Annotated in this window: 15 protein-coding genes; 1 reads left to right on the forward strand and 14 read right to left on the reverse strand. The window is 64.3% G+C overall.

Translation table 11 applies throughout. From position 1 onward, the window contains the following. Nucleotides 1-21: 21 nt before the first annotated feature. The 5 genes from EV663_RS02415 to EV663_RS02435 all read right to left on the reverse strand — a co-directional run bounded on the left by EV663_RS02415 (nucleotide 22) and on the right by EV663_RS02435 (nucleotide 5,500). Nucleotides 22-897, reverse strand: a complete 876-nt coding sequence (locus tag EV663_RS02415) for a DMT family transporter (protein ID WP_132950154.1) — start codon at nucleotides 895-897, stop codon at nucleotides 22-24. A gap of 62 nt (nucleotides 898-959) precedes the next feature. Next, nucleotides 960-1,373, reverse strand: coding sequence for a Fur family transcriptional regulator (locus EV663_RS02420; RefSeq protein ID WP_132950155.1), 414 nt, complete (start codon nucleotides 1,371-1,373; stop codon nucleotides 960-962). A 68-nt stretch (nucleotides 1,374-1,441) separates the two neighbouring features. Beyond that, nucleotides 1,442-2,875: a protein adenylyltransferase SelO gene (locus EV663_RS02425; RefSeq protein WP_132950156.1), complete on the reverse strand. Its 1,434-nt coding sequence runs from the start codon at nucleotides 2,873-2,875 to the stop codon at nucleotides 1,442-1,444. A gap of 247 nt (nucleotides 2,876-3,122) precedes the next feature. After that, the gene (gene argE, locus EV663_RS02430; protein ID WP_132950415.1) at nucleotides 3,123-4,286 is read right to left on the reverse strand and encodes an acetylornithine deacetylase; all 1,164 of its coding nucleotides are present in this window, start codon (nucleotides 4,284-4,286) and stop codon (nucleotides 3,123-3,125) included. Beyond that, on the reverse strand, nucleotides 4,286-5,500 hold the full coding sequence (locus EV663_RS02435) for a M24 family metallopeptidase (RefSeq protein WP_132950157.1): 1,215 nt from the start codon (nucleotides 5,498-5,500) through the stop codon (nucleotides 4,286-4,288). The genes argE and EV663_RS02435 overlap by 1 nt, the downstream gene beginning before the upstream one ends. 286 nt (nucleotides 5,501-5,786) lie before the next feature. Here EV663_RS02435 and EV663_RS02440 point away from each other — a divergent pair, with 286 nt between their 5' ends. Then, a complete protein-coding gene (locus EV663_RS02440; RefSeq protein WP_132950158.1) occupies nucleotides 5,787-7,157 on the forward strand; it encodes an aminotransferase class III-fold pyridoxal phosphate-dependent enzyme in 1,371 nt (456 codons plus the stop codon). Between the two features lie 51 nt (nucleotides 7,158-7,208). Here the strand turns inward: EV663_RS02440 and EV663_RS02445 are convergent, their stop codons facing one another. The 9 genes from EV663_RS02445 to gap all read right to left on the reverse strand — a co-directional run bounded on the left by EV663_RS02445 (nucleotide 7,209) and on the right by gap (nucleotide 15,845). Then, nucleotides 7,209-7,913 (reverse strand): HAD family hydrolase, encoded by a 705-nt coding sequence (locus tag EV663_RS02445; RefSeq protein WP_132950159.1) that lies wholly within the window; start codon nucleotides 7,911-7,913, stop codon nucleotides 7,209-7,211. Further along, nucleotides 7,910-8,575: a phosphoglycolate phosphatase gene (gene gph, locus EV663_RS02450; RefSeq protein WP_132950160.1), complete on the reverse strand. Its 666-nt coding sequence runs from the start codon at nucleotides 8,573-8,575 to the stop codon at nucleotides 7,910-7,912. The genes EV663_RS02445 and gph overlap by 4 nt, the downstream gene beginning before the upstream one ends. After that, a complete protein-coding gene (locus EV663_RS02455) occupies nucleotides 8,572-9,129 on the reverse strand; it encodes a thioredoxin family protein (RefSeq protein WP_132950161.1) in 558 nt (185 codons plus the stop codon). The genes gph and EV663_RS02455 overlap by 4 nt, the downstream gene beginning before the upstream one ends. Further along, entirely contained in the window at nucleotides 9,129-10,073 is a 945-nt protein-coding gene (locus EV663_RS02460) for an MBL fold metallo-hydrolase (RefSeq protein ID WP_132950162.1), read from the reverse strand. The genes EV663_RS02455 and EV663_RS02460 overlap by 1 nt, the downstream gene beginning before the upstream one ends. A gap of 219 nt (nucleotides 10,074-10,292) precedes the next feature. Then, entirely contained in the window at nucleotides 10,293-10,988 is a 696-nt protein-coding gene (gene rpe, locus EV663_RS02465; RefSeq protein WP_132950163.1) for a ribulose-phosphate 3-epimerase, read from the reverse strand. 91 nt (nucleotides 10,989-11,079) lie between these two features. Further along, entirely contained in the window at nucleotides 11,080-12,462 is a 1,383-nt protein-coding gene (locus EV663_RS02470) for a ribulose-bisphosphate carboxylase (RefSeq protein ID WP_132950164.1), read from the reverse strand. A gap of 96 nt (nucleotides 12,463-12,558) precedes the next feature. Beyond that, complete coding sequence (gene fba, locus EV663_RS02475; protein ID WP_132950165.1) at nucleotides 12,559-13,623, reverse strand: class II fructose-bisphosphate aldolase; 1,065 nt, start codon at nucleotides 13,621-13,623, stop codon at nucleotides 12,559-12,561. A 12-nt stretch (nucleotides 13,624-13,635) separates the two neighbouring features. Further along, nucleotides 13,636-14,844, reverse strand: a complete 1,209-nt coding sequence (locus EV663_RS02480) for a phosphoglycerate kinase (RefSeq protein WP_132950166.1) — start codon at nucleotides 14,842-14,844, stop codon at nucleotides 13,636-13,638. Beyond that, complete coding sequence (gap, locus tag EV663_RS02485; RefSeq protein ID WP_132950167.1) at nucleotides 14,844-15,845, reverse strand: type I glyceraldehyde-3-phosphate dehydrogenase; 1,002 nt, start codon at nucleotides 15,843-15,845, stop codon at nucleotides 14,844-14,846. The genes EV663_RS02480 and gap overlap by 1 nt, the downstream gene beginning before the upstream one ends. Between the last annotated feature and the right edge of the window lie 5 nt (nucleotides 15,846-15,850).

Genomic DNA, 15,850 nt, shown 5'->3' on the forward strand with positions numbered 1-15,850 from the left:
AAAAGAGGCAGGGCAGCGCAGTCAGCGACCATGCGCCTTGCGCGACAGGCGTGCTTCGCGCCACAGCGTGTAAAGTCCCGATCCGATGATGATCGCAGCGCCCGCCAAGGTCAGTGCGTCGGGTCGTTCACCAAATACAAGAACACCGATGACCAGCGCAAAGATCAGCCTAGTATAACGAAATGGCGTAACCACCGCGACCTCGCCCACGCGCATCGCCTCGACGATGGCATAATAGCCCGCCACCCCCATCACCAGCGCACCGGCAAGCTGGACCCAGGTGGCGGTGTCGATCGGCGCGGGGCCGTCGCCGAAAGCCATAAGCACCAGCCCAAGCGGTATCAGCATGCAAAAGGCATAGGTCGCCAGCTGTAGCGAGCCCACACTGCGCGGCGTGGCCCGGGTGGCAAGGTCGCGCAGCGCCAGGCCCATCACGCCCATCACCGCGAAAAGCGAGGCAGGGTCGAAGCCCGCAAGCCCCGGCCGCACGATCAGCAAGACCCCGAAAAAACCGATGCCGATCGCGCTCCACCTTCGCCATCCGACCTGTGCGCCAAGAAACACCGCCGCCCCCAACGTCACGGCCAGAGGCGTTGCCTGGAGGATCGACGAGGCCACAGACAAGGGGGTAAGTGCCAGCGCGTAGACGAAACCCAGCGTTCCCATCACCTCGCCCGCGTTTCGAAGGATTACCGGGCGGGTCAGCAGCGCGCGCGACCAAAGGCGCTGGCCCCTTGCCAATGCCATCGCCGCGAAGGCAAGCCCGCCGCCGGTTCCCAGAATCGCCAGGATCTGGCCGACGGGCAACTGGTCGGCGACGCGCTTGACGAACATGTCCTCCAGCGCAAAGCCGGCCATCGCCGCGACCATCAGCGCAATGCCGCGCAGGTTTTCCATCTCGGGAATCCTCAAGGGTTGTACTCCCGCTTAGCCCGCGTGCCAAGCGGGGGGAAGGGGGATCAGCCCTTTTTCAACGGCAGGCCGTAAAGCTCTAGCCGATGACCTTTCAAGGCATAGCCCAGCCTGGCGGCGATACGTTCCTGCAGCGCCTCGATCTCGGGATCGTAAAACTCGATTACCGCGCCGGAATTAAGGTCGATCAGGTGATCGTGGTGGTCGCGCTCGGCATCTTCATAGCGGGCGCGGCCATCGCCGAATTCGTGTTTTTCAAGAATGCCCGATTCTTCGAACAGCTTGACGGTACGATAGACCGTGGCGATCGATATCTTCGGGTCCACCGCCGAGGCGCGGGCATAGAGTTCCTCGACATCGGGATGATCGGCGCTGTCTTGCAAGACGCGCGCGATAACCCTGCGCTGGTCGGTCATGCGCAGGCCCTGGGCCTCGCAGCGGGAAATGATCGTATCCGGCATCGCGTCTCTCGTTTTGGGCCGCTGGTTTAGCCCTTGCGGGCCTCTGGTGCCAGCCCCAACAGCCCCGGTCAGGTGCCGCAAAAAGTCTGGCGCACCACTTGTTCGGGTCGTGGCGGTGCGCGAAAGTCTATCCGGTCGGGCCGATCCGCGTAAGGGGTGGCCAGCAGGTCGAGCAGCGTCTCGAATGGTTTGAAATCGTCCTCCATCGCGGCTGCGATCGCCTCCTCGATCCTGTGGTTGCGCGGAATATAGGCGGGGTTTGCGGCGCGCATCCGGCCATCTTGGACATGCCGCCTGTCGCTCTCGCGCGCAAGCCGTGTCTGCCAGCGCATGGCCCAGTCCGCGCCCGCCGGGGTGTTGGAAAAGGGGGGCTTTCCCTCGGCAATGGCGCGGAAGCCGTTGGTGAAATCGGTGCCTTGCGCAGCCATCAGGTCCAGGAACCCGTGGATCAGCGACGCATCGTCATCCTCGGCACGCGCAAGCCCGAATTTAGGACGAAAGACGCTGAGCCATGCATCACGAAAGACATCGCCAAAGCCCTCGATCGCGGCGGTGGCAAATGCGATCGCACGTTCCTGGTCGGTGTCGATCAGCGGCAGCAGGCAGGTGGCAAGCTGGGCCAGGTTCCAGACCGCCATATCCGCCTGGCGCGCATAGGCGTAGCGGCCCATGTGGTCGATGGAACTAAACACCGTGTCGGGATGATAGCCGTCCATGAAGGCGCAAGGACCGAAATCTATCGTCTCGCCCGACACCGCCATGTTGTCGGTATTCATAACGCCGTGGATAAAGCCCACGCCCATCCATTGCGCGATCAGCCGCGCCTGCGCGCCGATCACAGCGTTCAACAGGTCCAACCCGGTTTCGGCCTCGGGGTAATGGCGGGTGATGACATGATCGGCCAGCACGCGCAGGGCGTCGGTGTCGCCGCGCACGGCGAAGTACTGGAAGGTGCCCACGCGGATATGGCTGGCCGCCACGCGGGTCAGCACCGCGCCGGGCAGGCGGGTGTTGCGCCAGACATCCTCGCCCGTCGTCACCGCGGCCAAGGCCCGGGTGGTGGGGATGCCAAGGGCATGCATGGCCTCGGACACGATGTATTCCCGCAGCACCGGACCCAGCGCCGCGCGACCGTCCCCCGCGCGGGAAAACGGCGTCCGGCCCGCGCCCTTCAACTGGATGTCGCGGCGGCGTCCCTGCCGGTCCAGGACCTCGCCCAGCAGGATGGCGCGGCCGTCGCCCAGTTGCGGCACGAAATTGCCGAACTGGTGGCCCGCATAGGCCTGCGCCAGGGGGGCTGCGCCCTCCGGCACATGATTGCCGGCCAGCATCGCCACGCCATCCTCGGAGGCGAGGTGGTCGGGGTCGAGGCCCAGTTCCTCGGCCAGTGTGGTGTTCAGCCGGATCAGACGCGGCGCGCGGACCGGCTGCGGCGCCTGCCGGGCGTAAAACGTCTCGGGCAGGCGGGCATAACTGTTGTCGAAGGGGATCTGCAGGGTCATGGGGCAGAGATAGGGGCGCGCTGGCAATTTGCGAAGGGAGGGGCGAGGTTTCGCGCCTTGATCCTGTGCGCGCGGCACCTGCCCGGGCGGGCGCATCGCGTGGGACGGAGCCAGATGGAGACCGGTTCGGGAGAATGACCAGCGGTTCACGCTGGTCCGCGTTGCAGAGGCGCCCACGTTGGACAGGCAGGCGGCGTCGGGGGAGAGACGGGCAGGAGAGGTTTGCTATCCGGGTGGGAGAGGCTTGCTATCGGCTCAGCACGTCGCCCAACGCCTGCAGCATGTCCAGGCACTGGTCCAACTGGTCGAAGGTCACGAATTCATCGGGTTTGTGGGCCTGCGCGATAGAGCCCGGCCCGCAGACTGCCGCGGCACAGCCCAGCCCCTGGAACAGCCCCGCCTCGGTCGAGAACGGGACCGTTTCGGCATGGTCCTGCCCGGTCAGGTCCATCAGCAGTGCGCGCGCGGCGCTGTCTTCCATCGGCTCCAGCCCCGCGACCTCGCCGATCACCTCTGTCAGGATCTCTGCCTCGGGCATCACGCGGCGCATCGCGGGCAGCAGGGTTTCCGTGACATGCCGGTCCATCTCCTCTTTGACGAACCTTATGTCAGAGGCTTGCACGGGCCGCATTTCCCATTCCACCTCGGCGCGGCCCGGGATCACGTTATGGGCGTGCCCGCCGGCGATCCGGCCCAGGTTTACCGTCGTCCAGGGCGGGGTGAAGCGGCTGTTGTCCGGCGCGCGGGTCTTCAGCGCCTCGGCCAGCTCCATCAGGCGGGTGACGTAACGCACGGCGGCCTCGGCGGCGTTGACGCCCGCCTCGGGGTTGGATCCGTGCCCCTCTTGCCCGTGAAACCGCACGGTGTATTCGCAACAGCCCTTGTGCGCCTCGACGATCCGCATCTCGGTCGGCTCGCCGATCAGGGCGATGTCGGGGCGGATGCCGCGCGCGGCCAGTTCCGCCACCAGCGCCTGACCGCCCAGGCAGCCGACCTCTTCGTCATGGGTGAAGGCGAAATGCAGGGGTTTTTTCAGGTCCAGCGCCGCATAGGTCGGCGCCATCGCCAGCGTGGCCGCGATGAACCCCTTCATGTCGGAGGTGCCGCGCCCGTAAAGCCGTCCCTCGGCCTCGTGCAACCGGAACGGATCGGTGGACCAGTCCTGGTCGGTCACCGGCACAACATCCGTATGGCCCGACAGCACGATCCCGCCGCCGGCCTCGCGCGGGCCCAAGGTGGCGAACAGGTTGGCCTTGTGCCCGCCCTTGTCATGAAACAGGTCCACATGCGCCCCCAGATCGCCCAGCATCGCGGCGATATGGACGATCATTTCCAGGTTCGACTCGCTCGAAACGGTGGGAAAGGCCACCAGGTCGGCCAGGATCGCGCGGGTCTGTTCCAGCGTGGGCATCAGGTCTTCACGTACAGCTTGCGGGGCCGGTCGCACAGGCATTCGGCCGGGCCATCCTCGCGGATCAGGATCGGCTCGGTAATCTCCAGCCCCCAGTTTTCCATCCAGAGCCCGGGCATGAAATGAAAGGTCATACCGGGTTCCAACTCGGTTTCATCCTCTGGGCGCAGGGAAATCGTGCGCTCGCCCCAGTCGGGCGGGTAGCTGATGCCGATGGGATAGCCGCAGCGCGCGCCCCGCTCGATCCCGGCCCGTTCCAGGGGTGCGGCCAGCGCATTGGCCACGTCGCAGGCCCGGTTGCCCGAACGCGCGGCGTCCAGCCCCGCCTCGATACCCTCGATCAGCGCGGCCTCGGCGGCGCGGATGTGATCGGGTGGCGTGCCCAGAAACACGGTCCGGCAAAAGGGTGCGTGATAACGACGATAACAGCCCGAGATTTCAAAGAAGGTCGCTTCTCCCGACGCGAACTTGCGCCCGTCCCAGGTCAGGTGCGAGGCCGCCGCATCCGCCCCCGAGGGCAACAGCGGCACGATGGCCGGGTAATCGCCCCAGTCGCCATCCAGCCCGGTCAGCGCGTCGCGGTAGATATCGGCGACGAGTTCGTTCTTGGGCAGGCCGGGTTCGATCCGTGCGACCACACCGTCGATGATCTTTTCCGAGATCTTCGCCGCGCGGCGGATGAAATCGAGTTCCTCGTCGGATTTCACCGTGCGCTGCCAGTTGACCAGTGCGGTTGCATCGACCAGCTCGGCCTCTGGCAGCGACTCGCGCAGGGTGAGATAGGCTTTGGCGGAAAAATAGTAATTGTCCATCTCCACGCCGATCCGTTTCGCCCCGTAGCCCAGATCGCGAATGATCGAGGCCAGGTGCTGCATCGGGTGACGTGTCGCGGATTGCACGTAATCGTCGGAGTAATGCGTGATATGGACGCCGGCCATCCAGACTGTGCGCACCGCTCCGTTCGCGTCCATCCGCCGACCCCACCACATCGGGTCCGCATCATGAAAGATCAAAACCCCCTGGTGAACGTAGAAGGACCAGCCGTCATAGCCCGTCAGCCAGGCCATGTTCGACGGGTCCTCGACGAAAAGAAGGTCTATGCCGCGCACGTCCATTGCGCGTCGTACCAGCCCCAGGCGCCGCTCGTACTCGGCCAGGGAAAACGGTGCGCGGCCCTCGCTTGCGTAGCCGAACTGGACGATTTCCTCTGTCATGGGCGGGCTTGCTCCTGCTGGGCGTGACGGTGGCCATCGCGAATTCGCTCATCTGAAGAGGGCGACGCTGTCCCGTCAAGGCCGGAAGAAACGGACGGGGGTAGAGAGGTCTGCCGATCTGCGATATGTGTGGCACGACGGCCCCGCGCGAGCGCGCCGGCCCAGATTCTGGGGAAACCGGCCCGTTTTGCGGGGGCGGAGCGAAACCCGCCTTGCGGGGCGGAAAGCGGTGCGGGCGGTCAGGATGTTGGGGGCTGCCAGCCCGGCAATACAGAAAGGATGCGCCATGCTGAAAAACGACATGCTGGAACAGTGGGACCGGGAGAATTTCTTTCATCCCTCCACCCACCTGGCGCAATTTGCCCGCGGCGAGGCCCCGCAGCGGATCATCAGGGGCGGCGAGGGCGTGTTTATCGAGGACCGGGAGGGTAACCGGCTGTTGGATGCGTTCGCGGGGCTTTACTGTGTGAACGTGGGCTATGGCCGCCCCGAGATCGCCGAGGCCATTGCCGCGCAAGCGCGCGAGCTGGCCTATTACCATGCCTATGTCGGCCACGGCACCGAGGCCTCCATCACCTTGTCAAAGATGGTGATGGACCGCGCCCCGGCGCATATGTCCAAAGTCTATTTCGGCCTCAGCGGGTCGGATGCGAATGAAACCAACATCAAACTTGTCTGGTATTACAACAACATCCTCGGCCGGCCGGAAAAGAAGAAGATCATCTCGCGCTGGCGCGGCTATCATGGTTCCGGCCTGATGACAGGGTCGCTGACGGGGCTGCACCTGTTCCACAACAAGTTCGACCTGCCGCTGGATCGGGTATTGCATACCGAACCGGCCTATTTCTATCGTCGCCCCGATCCCGACATGTCCGAGGCCGATTTCGTAGCCTTCTGCGCGGCCGAGCTTGAGGCGCTGATCGAACGCGAGGGCGCGGATACCATCGCGGCGTTTATCGGCGAGCCGGTCATGGGGACGGGCGGGATCGTGCCGCCACCTGCAGGCTATTGGGAAGCGATCCAGCCGATCCTTGACGCACATGACATCGTCCTGATCGCTGATGAGGTGGTGACGGGGTTCGGGCGTTTGGGCAGCATGTTCGGTTCGGACCATTACGGGCTAAAGCCCGATCTCATCACCATCGCAAAGGGTCTGACCTCGGCCTACGCGCCTTTGTCTGGATCGATCGTGTCAGACAGACTGTGGAAAGTCCTGGAACAGGGCACCGACGAAAACGGCCCGATCGGCCATGGATGGACCTATTCGGCGCATCCGATCGGGGCTGCGGCGGGGGTGGCCAACCTCGGGCTGATCGACGACTTGGGGCTGGTCGCGAACGCGGCCGAGACAGGCGGCTACTTGACTGCGGCGATGCGCGATGCAGTGGCCGGGCACGACCATGTGGGCGAGGTGCGCGGCGAGGGGATGCTCTGTGCGGTCGAGTTGGTTGCCAACAAGGATGCGCGGACCTTTTACGAGACACCGGGCAAGCTTGCCGGCGCGGTGGTCGCTGAAATGGCCAAGCACGGGGTGATCGCGCGGGCCATGCCGCAGGGCGATATCCTCGGATTCGCCCCGCCGCTCTGCCTGACCCGCGCAGAGGCCGAGCAGGTGGTTGCCGCAACGGCCAGGGCGATCCGTGCGGTGCTGGACTAAGAAAATTAACATGCCCCCGGCAAAAGGGCCGGGGGCATGTCGCGATGCCATTCAGTCCGAGCAGAGCCGCGCGACCAGCATAAGCGGCCAGTTTTTCCTTGAAAGATCGGGAATGCGGAAGGCCGCGCCCATGTGTTCTTCTTCGTCGGTATAGAGGCTGGGCGTGACGACCACCGGAAGGCCCGCGCCCATTGCCGAGTGCAGCCCGATCCGGCTGTCCTCGAAGGCGACGCAATCGCGCGGTGGCAGGCCGAGCCGTTTGAGCGCCAACAGGTAGATTTCAGGATCGGGTTTCTTGCGCGCGACCTCGTCGCCCGAGGCGATCACCGGGAACAGATCCGCCGCTGCCTTGCCCCAGCAGGCCTGCGTCAGGGCCTCGACATTGGGCCGCGAGGTCGTGGTGGCCAACGCCAGCCGCATGCCGGCCTCGCGCGCCTTTTCCACCAGGTCGGCGATGCCGGGGCGCAGCGTAACATGGCCCTGCGCAATCAGATGACCATAGCGCGCGGTCTTGTCCTTGTGCAGCGCCCTGATCTCGTCATCGGTCAGCTTGCGCGCCGTGTCGGCCAAGCTGAACTGGAAGGCGGCAATACGTTCCTTGCCGCCGCCAGTTTTCAGAAGAACGCGATAGTCGTCCTGGCTCCAGTTCCAATCGAGGCCCCACTCGGCGAAGGTTTCGTTGAACGCCCGCCGGTGGATTTCCTCGGTCTCGGCGAGTGTTCCGTCGACATCGAAGATCAGTGCGTTCAGGGTCATCGCAACTCGTCCGCCAGGCGTGCCACGATGGCCACCAGGACGTCGAAATCCGAGAAACGCGCATCCTGGGGAATGTCGTCCACGTCCTCGGCCTTGTGATATCCTTCGGTGAACAGGGCAAAGCGCATCTTGGCCTTCCAGGCGCATTCGGCGTCGATCTCGCTGTCGCCGACATAGACCGCGGCATCGGCACCCAGCTGGTCCTTGACGGCCAGTGCCATCGCCGGGTCGGGCTTGTTGACCTCCAGCGTGTCGCCGCCGACGACAGAACCGAAGAAATGGTCGATGCCGAAGGCCTTCAGGATGTCGCGGCTGGGGCCTTCGGGCTTGTTGGTGCACACGCCCATGGCCCAGCCCTCGTCCCTGAACTGTTCCAGCGCGTCCTCGACCCCCGGATACAGCGTGGTCAGCGTGGCCGGGTCGGCCTCGTAGTGCCGCAGGAAGGTTTCCAGCATCGCGCCGTGGCGCGACTGGTCCAGACCGCGCGCCTCGATGACCCGCTCGATCAGAACGGACACGCCATTTCCGATAAAGCTGCGAATGGTGGCGAGGTCCAACTCGCCGTCGCCGGTTTCGGCCAGGGTCTTGTTCACGGCGGCATGGATATCGGGCGCGCTGTCGATCAGCGTGCCGTCGAGGTCGAAGATGATGGCCTTCTTCACGCGGCGTCCTTCCATTTGATCGAGCATCCCATCGACGGGATCTGCTCTTGCGGTCCATGGCCGGTTTCGGCCACCTGTTTCATCGCCTCGAACAGATCGCGGCGCAGGTCCGGCGGGCCGGCCTGCTTGCGCGAGGCATCCAGCCGGCCGCGATATTGCAGGCCCAGCCCGGCGTCGAAGCCGAAGAAGTCCGGGGTGCAAACCGCGTCATAGGCCTTCGCCACCGACTGATCCTCGTCATAGAGATAGGGGAAGGGGAGGTCCAGTTCCCGCGCGACCTCCTTCATCCTGTCAAAGCTGTCTTCGGGATAGGCGTCGGCATCGTTGGAACTGATCGCTGCGACACCGATGCCCATGGCCTGCAATTCCTTCGCGTCGCGGATGATCCGGTCGCGCACCGCGATCACGTAGGGGCAATGGTTGCAGATGAACATGATCAGCGTGCCCTTCGGCCCGCGCACATCCTCCCGTGTCCAGGTTTTCCCGTCCGTGCCGGGCAACGCGAAATCCGGGGCCTTCCAGCCGAAATCGCAGATGGGGGTCGAAACGGCCATTATTCGAACTCCATTTCCGTATAGACGACGCCCGCGTTCTTGGTCGCCAGTTCCTCGAACGTGTCCAGGTGGGCATAGGGGCTTTGGTCGACATAATAGGCATCGTCCAGCGATCCGCCAGCGTCCAGGTGTTCGCCGATCTTGCCCCGCAGGTAGGTCAGGTAATCATGGGTGTAACGCCGCACCTGGGCCATGTTGGTCGGGTGCCCGTGGCCGGGGATGACGTAAAGCGCGCCCAGCGGCTCGAACGCCTCGTTCCAGGTCTCGATCCAGCAGGACGTGCAGGTTTCGGCAAAGATCGGCGGCATGCGTTGGTGGAACGCCACGTCGCCCGCGATGATCAGCTTCTGTTCGGGCAGCCAGACGGAAATGTCGCCCTCGGAATGGGCCGGGCCCAGGTACAGCACCTCGATCTTCATCCCGCCCATCTCGATATCGTAGCGGTCGGTGAAGGTGATGTTGGGGCCGACCGCCTCGGTGCCCTCGGCATTCTCGCGGGCGTATCGTTTCATCCCTTCGAGGATCTGAAAGGCGTTGTCCTCGAACACTTTCTTGGCCTCTTCATGGGCGAGGATATCGACGCCCTGTGCCGCCCAATAGCTGTTGCCTAGCATCGCGTGGCCCTGGCCGTTTTCGTTGATCACCAGTTTCACCGGCTGATCGGTGACGGCCTTGATCTCGTCGTGCAGGGCCTCGGCGAGCCTTGCATTGGCGCCGCCATTCACGACGATCACCCCGTCGCCGGTCACGATGAAGGACAGGTTGTTGTTGTGGCCCGCGTTTTCATAGGTCGGCGGGGCGGTCGCGCCGATCGCCGAAAAGACATGCGGGATCACCTCGACCGGCTTTTCGTACAGCACGGATTGGGGATACTGGTCTGGGATGTCCTCGCTGGCAAACGCAGGGGCGGCCAGCAAGGCACAGAAAAGTGCTTTGCGGATCATGGTTGAACTCCTCCCTTATGCGGCAAGCATAGACGCATTCATATTTGTGAGGCTAGGGGGAAGAGACGCCGCCGAGGTACCCGAGGGCGGCTTGTCGGCTGGCCGGCGTAAATCCGCAGCATCGCAAAGGGACGCTGCGGATGTTTGGGTCTGGCCACGTCGTGCATGTTGCGCGGCCGGTCCGCGCCCGGGCGTCGGGCGCGGTCGTCGGTTCGCGTCTTAGGTGGTTTTCTGCGCGGCCTCGGCCGCCTCGCGGATGGCGCGAATGTTCTGGCCATAGACCTCGGGATTGTCGACCGACCCGCCCTTGAACACCGCCGAACCCGCGACGAAGCAATCCGCCCCGGCCGCGACCAGCGGGCCCACCGTCGTGGGGTCGACCCCGCCATCCACCTGGATGTGGATCTCGCGATCCCCGATCATCTCGCGGATCTGGGCCACCTTTTGCACGCTGGAGGGGATGAACTTCTGCCCGCCGAAGCCGGGGTTCACGCTCATCACCAGAACCATGTCCACCAGGTCCAGGAGTTCGGAAATCACGTTCGCAGGGGTGCCTGGGTTGAGGCTGATGCCGCATTTCGTGCCGGTCGCCTTGATCGCCTGCAAGGTCCGGTGCGGGTGCGGCCCTGCCTCCCAGTGTGCGACGATCATGTCGGCGCCGGCCTCGGCATAGGCCTCGATATAGGGATCCACCGGCGCGATCATCAGGTGAACGTCCATGAAGGTCTTCACATGGGGACGGAACGCCTTCACCGCGGGCGGGCCGAAGGTGAGGTTCGGGACGAAATGCCCGTCCATCACGTCCACATGCACCCAATCGGCGCCTTGCGCCTCGATGGCCTGAATCTCCTGCCCGAAATTGGCGAAATCTGCCGACAGGATCGAGGGGGCGATCTTGATGGAGCGGTCAAACATCCTTGGGGTCCTCCCGAAGTGGTCATGGGGTGCGTGGGCCGGAAGGGAAGGGAAAACCACCCGGCCCACGCCTGGAAAACTGGGCGCCTGCTTACGCGGCGACGCCCAGCTTTTCGCGCCAGCCCGGGTAGAGCTTGTCGGCGTCGTTCTGGAAGCTCTCAAACGCGCGGGCCAGTTCCTTGTGATCCTTGGCGTAATCCACCAGGTTCACGCCGGCCTTCCACGCGTCATGCGCCTGGCCCAGCGACTTGGCCCCGGCGGTGCCGCCATCCACGTGACCGAAGGCGCCGCCGCCCGAGGTCTGGATGATGTTCGAATGGCCCAGGTTGTCGAAAAAGCCCGGCAGGCGCAGCGCGTTCATGCCGCCCGAGATGATCGGGGTGGTCGGCTTCATGCCCTGCCAGCCCTGCTTGTAGAACGGGCCCTGCGCCTCGTCCTGCTCCAGCATGAAGGCGATGGCCTTGTCGGCGGCGTCGCCTTCCATCTTGCCAAAGCCCATGGTGCCGGTGTGGATGCCCGAGGCACCCGACAGGCGGCTCATCTTGCAGTGCACGAAGGCGGTGTAGCCGCGCTTGGACTGGGGCGAGGTCACGGCGCCGTGGCCGGCGCGGTGGTAGTGCAGGAACTGGCCGGGGAAGTTGCGGCGGGCGACCGTCACGGCGGTCGGGCCGGCAACATAGCCGTCCACCAGGAAGGCCACGTGATCGGCGTCGGGGCCGAAGGCTTCGAGGATGAATTCGCCGCGGGCGATCATCTCGGCCGGGTCGTCGGCGGTGATGTTGGCCGAGAACAGCTTGGCCTGGCCGGTTTCATCCTGCGCGCGCTTCATCGCGTCGGCGACCAGGGTGATCGTGTCCTTCAGCGGGGCGAAGACCTGGTTGCCCTGGGGTTCGTCGTTCTTGATGAAATCGCCGCCCAGCCAGAATTCATAGCAGGCATCGGCGAAGGGCTGCGGGCGCAGGCCGAGCTTCGGCTTGATGATGGTGCCCACGACCATGCCGCCATTGGTGACGTCGCGGTCCAGCACGCGCCACATGTCCTGGATGTTCATCGACGGGCCGTCGAACAGGCGCAGATAGGCGGGCGGCACGTAGAAATCGTGCATCTTGGCGTATTCGACGTCGCCCATGCCCTGGTTGTTGCCGATGGTCAGCGTCAGGAAGGAGGCCAGCATCGCGCGGCCATCGATGATGTTGCGATCGAACAATTCGATGGGATAGGCGATCTTCATCAGTTCCTTGTCGGGGTCGATTTCATACACAAGGGCGTCCACGCCCTTGGTGAAATCGTCCGTGGTGCAGACCTCGACATTGGTGCCGGTGGAGCTTTCGGCGGCGAAGTGGGCGGCGACGGACAGGTAGTCGCCAAAGCCTTCTTTCGGCTTCATGATATAGGCGCAAAGAACGTGGCGCCCGCCTGCGATGAGCGATTTTTCGTCAAGGTCAAGACGCGCGTAGCGATTTGACTGGTCCATGTTGAGTCCTCCCGGGGGGTTCAGATTCCTGTGGTCGCGCGTTTCCGTGTGGATCGGGCGACCCGGCGGTTTCCGGCGCCGGGTCGCCCTCCCTTGTCAGTTAACCTTGGGGTCAAGGCTGCCGTCTGCGTAACGCTTGGCCATGTCGTCCATCGAGATCACGTCGATTTTCGAGGCATTTCCGGCGGTGCCGAACCGCTCGAAACGGTCGAGGCACAGCTTGGTCATCTCTTCCATTGCCGGGATCATGAACTTGCGCGGGTCGAACTCGGTGGGCTTGTCCTTGGCGACCTTGCGGAACTGGCCGGTCAGCGCCATCCGGTTGTCGGTGTCGATATTGACCTTGCGAACGCCCGACTTGATGCCGCGCTCGATTTCCTCGACCGGCACGCCATAGGTCTGGGGCATCTCACCGCCCGACTCGTTGATCAGGTCTTGCAGGTATTGCGGCACGCTTGATGAGCCGTGCATCACCAGGTGCACGTTCGGGATCTTGGCGTGGATCTTCTCGATCTGGCTGATGGCCAAGGTCTCGCCCGTCGGCTTCTGGCTGAACTTGTAGGCGCCATGGCTGGTGCCGCAGGCAATGGCCAGCGCGTCGACCTTGGTCAGCTTGACGAATTCGGCGGCCTCATCGGGATCGGTCAGCAACTGCTCTTTCGAGAGCTTGCCTTCCGCGCCCGAGCCGTCCTCTTTCGCGGCTTCACCGGTTTCCAGGTTACCCAGAACGCCCAGCTCGCCCTCGACCGAGGCGCCGACCCAGTGGGCCATGTCCGCCACCGCCTTGGTGATGGCCACGTTGTAATCCCAGTCGGCCGGGGTCTTCATGTCTTCCTTCAGCGAACCGTCCATCATCACCGAGGTGAACCCATGCTTGATCGCGCTCAGGCAGGTCGCCTCGTTATTGCCATGGTCCTGGTGCATGCAGAGCGGGATCTTGGGGAACATTTCGCTCAGCGCCTGGATCATGTGGCGCAGCATGATGTCGCCCGCATAAGAGCGCGCGCCGCGGCTGGCCTGCATAATCACGGGGGCGTCGCATTTTTCCGCCGCTTTCATGATCGCAAGGCCTTGCTCCATGTTGTTGATGTTGAAGGCCGGGACGCCGTAGCCATGTTCGGCCGCGTGATCCAGGAGTTGCCGCAGGGTAATAAGAGCCATCGATGTCCTCCGTCAGGCTGCGTGTTCTTTGCGTTCCAGTGCTGAAAGACCCGGCAGGGGCCGGCCCTCCAGCCATTCGAGGAATGCCCCACCGGCGGTGGAGACATGGGTGAAATCATTCATGACGCCGGCTGCGTTCAGCGCAGCCATGGTATCCGCGCCGCCCGCGACCGAGACACACAGGCCTGCGCGACTTTGTTCGGCTACGGTCTGCGCCAGGGCGTTGGTGCCAGCGTCGAAAGGCGGGGTTTCATAGGTGCCCATCGGTCCGTTCCACAGGATCGTGCGCGCACCGCGCAGGATTTCCCGGTAACGCGCCACCGTGTTGGGGCCTATATCGAGAATGCGTCGGTTCGCGCGAATACCACCCAGTGGCACCGGATAGGCGTTTACCCCCCGCCGCTGAAATGCGGCGACGACGAAATCCTCGGGCAGCATGATCTCGCAACCCGCCACCATGGCCAATGCCGAGATTTCAAGAATTTCCTCGGCGTGTTCGGGTTCGATGAACGAGCGGCCTATGGAATAGCCACGGGCGAACAGAAAGGCATTTGCCAGCCCGCCGCCCAGCAGGATCGTGTCGATCTTGGGCACAAGCCGTTTCAGCACGCCCAGGCGCGGTGCCACGCTGCCACCGCCGATCAGCGCGACCGAAGGGTATTGCGGATCGGTCAGCGCCCCGCCAAGCGCGCTGAGTTCCTGCATGAACAACGGTCCCGCGGCCACACGGTCGGCTGCGAGGACAGCGGATGTCGTCGAGGCATGCCCCCGGTGACAGCAGGAAAAGGCGTCGTTGACATAGACATCGCCCAGCCGTGCCAGTTGTGCCCCGAGCGATGGGTCGTTGCGTTCCTCGCCCCGTTCGAACCGCAGGTTCTCGCACAGCATCACCTCGCCCGGCTCCATCAATTCGCTGGTCCGTTCCACGAGAGGCCCGGCGCAGGTGTCGTTGAAAATCACCGGACGCCTCAGCGCCCGCTCAAGCGCGGGTTTCAGCCGCTCTGTGGTCAGCCGGGGTGTCAACTCGCCCTCTGGGCGCCCCAGATGCGTCAACACCACGATGCGCGCGCCTTGGTCCAGAAGCGGTTTCATGCCCTCGGCGAAGCGGGCGATACGCGTGGTATCGCCCAGCCCCTCATGCGTCAGCGGCACGTTCAAATCGGCCCGCACCGCAAGGCGCTTGCCCGCAACATCCAGCGATGTCAGGGGCGTCGGCGCCATCAGATCAGCGCCCCCATCGCGACGGCGGTGTCCGACATGCGGTTGGAGAAGCCCCACTCGTTGTCGTACCAGGTCAGGATGCGCACCATGGTGCCGTCCATGACCTTGGTCTGGTCCATGTGGAAGATCGAGGAATGCGGATCATGGTTGAAGTCCATGCTGACCAGCGATTCCTCGGTATAGCCCAGAACGCCCTTCATCGGGCCGTCGGCGGCGGCCTTGATCGCGGCGTTCACTTCCGCGACGGTGGTGTCGCGGTTGGCCTCGAACACCAGGTCCACGACCGACACGTTCGGGGTGGGCACGCGGATGGCGACGCCGTCCAGCTTGCCGTTCAGTTCCGGCAGCACCAGGCCCACGGCCTTGGCGGCCCCGGTCGAGGTCGGGATCATGCTCATCGCCGCGGCGCGGGCGCGGTACAGGTCCTTGTGCATCGTGTCCAGCGTCGGCTGGTCGCCGGTATAGCTGTGCGTGGTGGTCATGAAGCCGCGCTTGATGCCGATGGCGTCGTTCAGAACCTTCGCCACCGGCGACAGGCAGTTGGTGGTGCAGGACGCGTTCGACACGACCACGTCATCCTTGGTCAGGGTGCCATGGTTCACGCCGTAAACGATGGTCTTGTCGGCACCGTCTGCAGGCGCCGAGACCAGAACGCGCTTGGACCCGTTTTCCAGGTGCATCGCGGCCTTTTCGCGCGCGGTGAAGATACCGGTGCATTCCATCGCGATGTCCACGTCGCCCCAAGGCAGGTCCTTGGGGTCGCGGATCGCGGTGACCTTGATCGGGCCGCGGCCGACGTCGATGGTGTCGCCGTTCACCGTCACGGTGCCGGGGAAACGGCCATGAACGCTGTCATAGCGCACCAGGTGGGCATTGGTTTCCACCGGGCCCAGGTCGTTGATCGCGACCACCTCGATATCGGTGCGGCCCGATTCCACGATGGCCCGCAGCACGTTGCGGCCGATACGGCCGAAACCGTTGATAGCAACTTTCACAGTCATGTTAG

It is taken from the genome of Rhodovulum bhavnagarense (assembly GCF_004343505.1).
Taxonomy (GTDB): domain Bacteria; phylum Pseudomonadota; class Alphaproteobacteria; order Rhodobacterales; family Rhodobacteraceae; genus Rhodovulum; species Rhodovulum bhavnagarense.

Bases quoted from the DNA above. Each gene is read 5' to 3' on its own strand.
- EV663_RS02420 (WP_132950155.1), bottom strand. From the start codon at position 1,373: ATGCCGGATACGATCATTTCCCGCTGCGAGGCCCAGGGCCTGCGCATG.
- fba (WP_132950165.1), bottom strand. From the start codon at position 13,623: ATGGCTCTTATTACCCTGCGGCAACTCCTGGATCACGCGGCCGAACAT.
- EV663_RS02455 (WP_132950161.1), bottom strand. From the start codon at position 9,129: ATGGCCGTTTCGACCCCCATCTGCGATTTCGGCTGGAAGGCCCCGGAT.
- EV663_RS02460 (WP_132950162.1), bottom strand. From the start codon at position 10,073: ATGATCCGCAAAGCACTTTTCTGTGCCTTGCTGGCCGCCCCTGCGTTT.
- EV663_RS02415 (WP_132950154.1), bottom strand. From the start codon at position 897: ATGGAAAACCTGCGCGGCATTGCGCTGATGGTCGCGGCGATGGCCGGC.
- EV663_RS02435 (WP_132950157.1), bottom strand. From the start codon at position 5,500: ATGACAGAGGAAATCGTCCAGTTCGGCTACGCAAGCGAGGGCCGCGCA.
- gap (WP_132950167.1), bottom strand. From the start codon at position 15,845: ATGACTGTGAAAGTTGCTATCAACGGTTTCGGCCGTATCGGCCGCAAC.
- EV663_RS02470 (WP_132950164.1), bottom strand. From the start codon at position 12,462: ATGGACCAGTCAAATCGCTACGCGCGTCTTGACCTTGACGAAAAATCG.
- EV663_RS02445 (WP_132950159.1), bottom strand. From the start codon at position 7,913: ATGACCCTGAACGCACTGATCTTCGATGTCGACGGAACACTCGCCGAG.
- EV663_RS02425 (WP_132950156.1), bottom strand. From the start codon at position 2,875: ATGACCCTGCAGATCCCCTTCGACAACAGTTATGCCCGCCTGCCCGAG.
- argE (WP_132950415.1), bottom strand. From the start codon at position 4,286: ATGCCCACGCTGGAACAGACCCGCGCGATCCTGGCCGACCTGGTGGCC.
- rpe (WP_132950163.1), bottom strand. From the start codon at position 10,988: ATGTTTGACCGCTCCATCAAGATCGCCCCCTCGATCCTGTCGGCAGAT.
- EV663_RS02440 (WP_132950158.1), top strand. From the start codon at position 5,787: ATGCTGAAAAACGACATGCTGGAACAGTGGGACCGGGAGAATTTCTTT.
- EV663_RS02480 (WP_132950166.1), bottom strand. From the start codon at position 14,844: ATGGCGCCGACGCCCCTGACATCGCTGGATGTTGCGGGCAAGCGCCTT.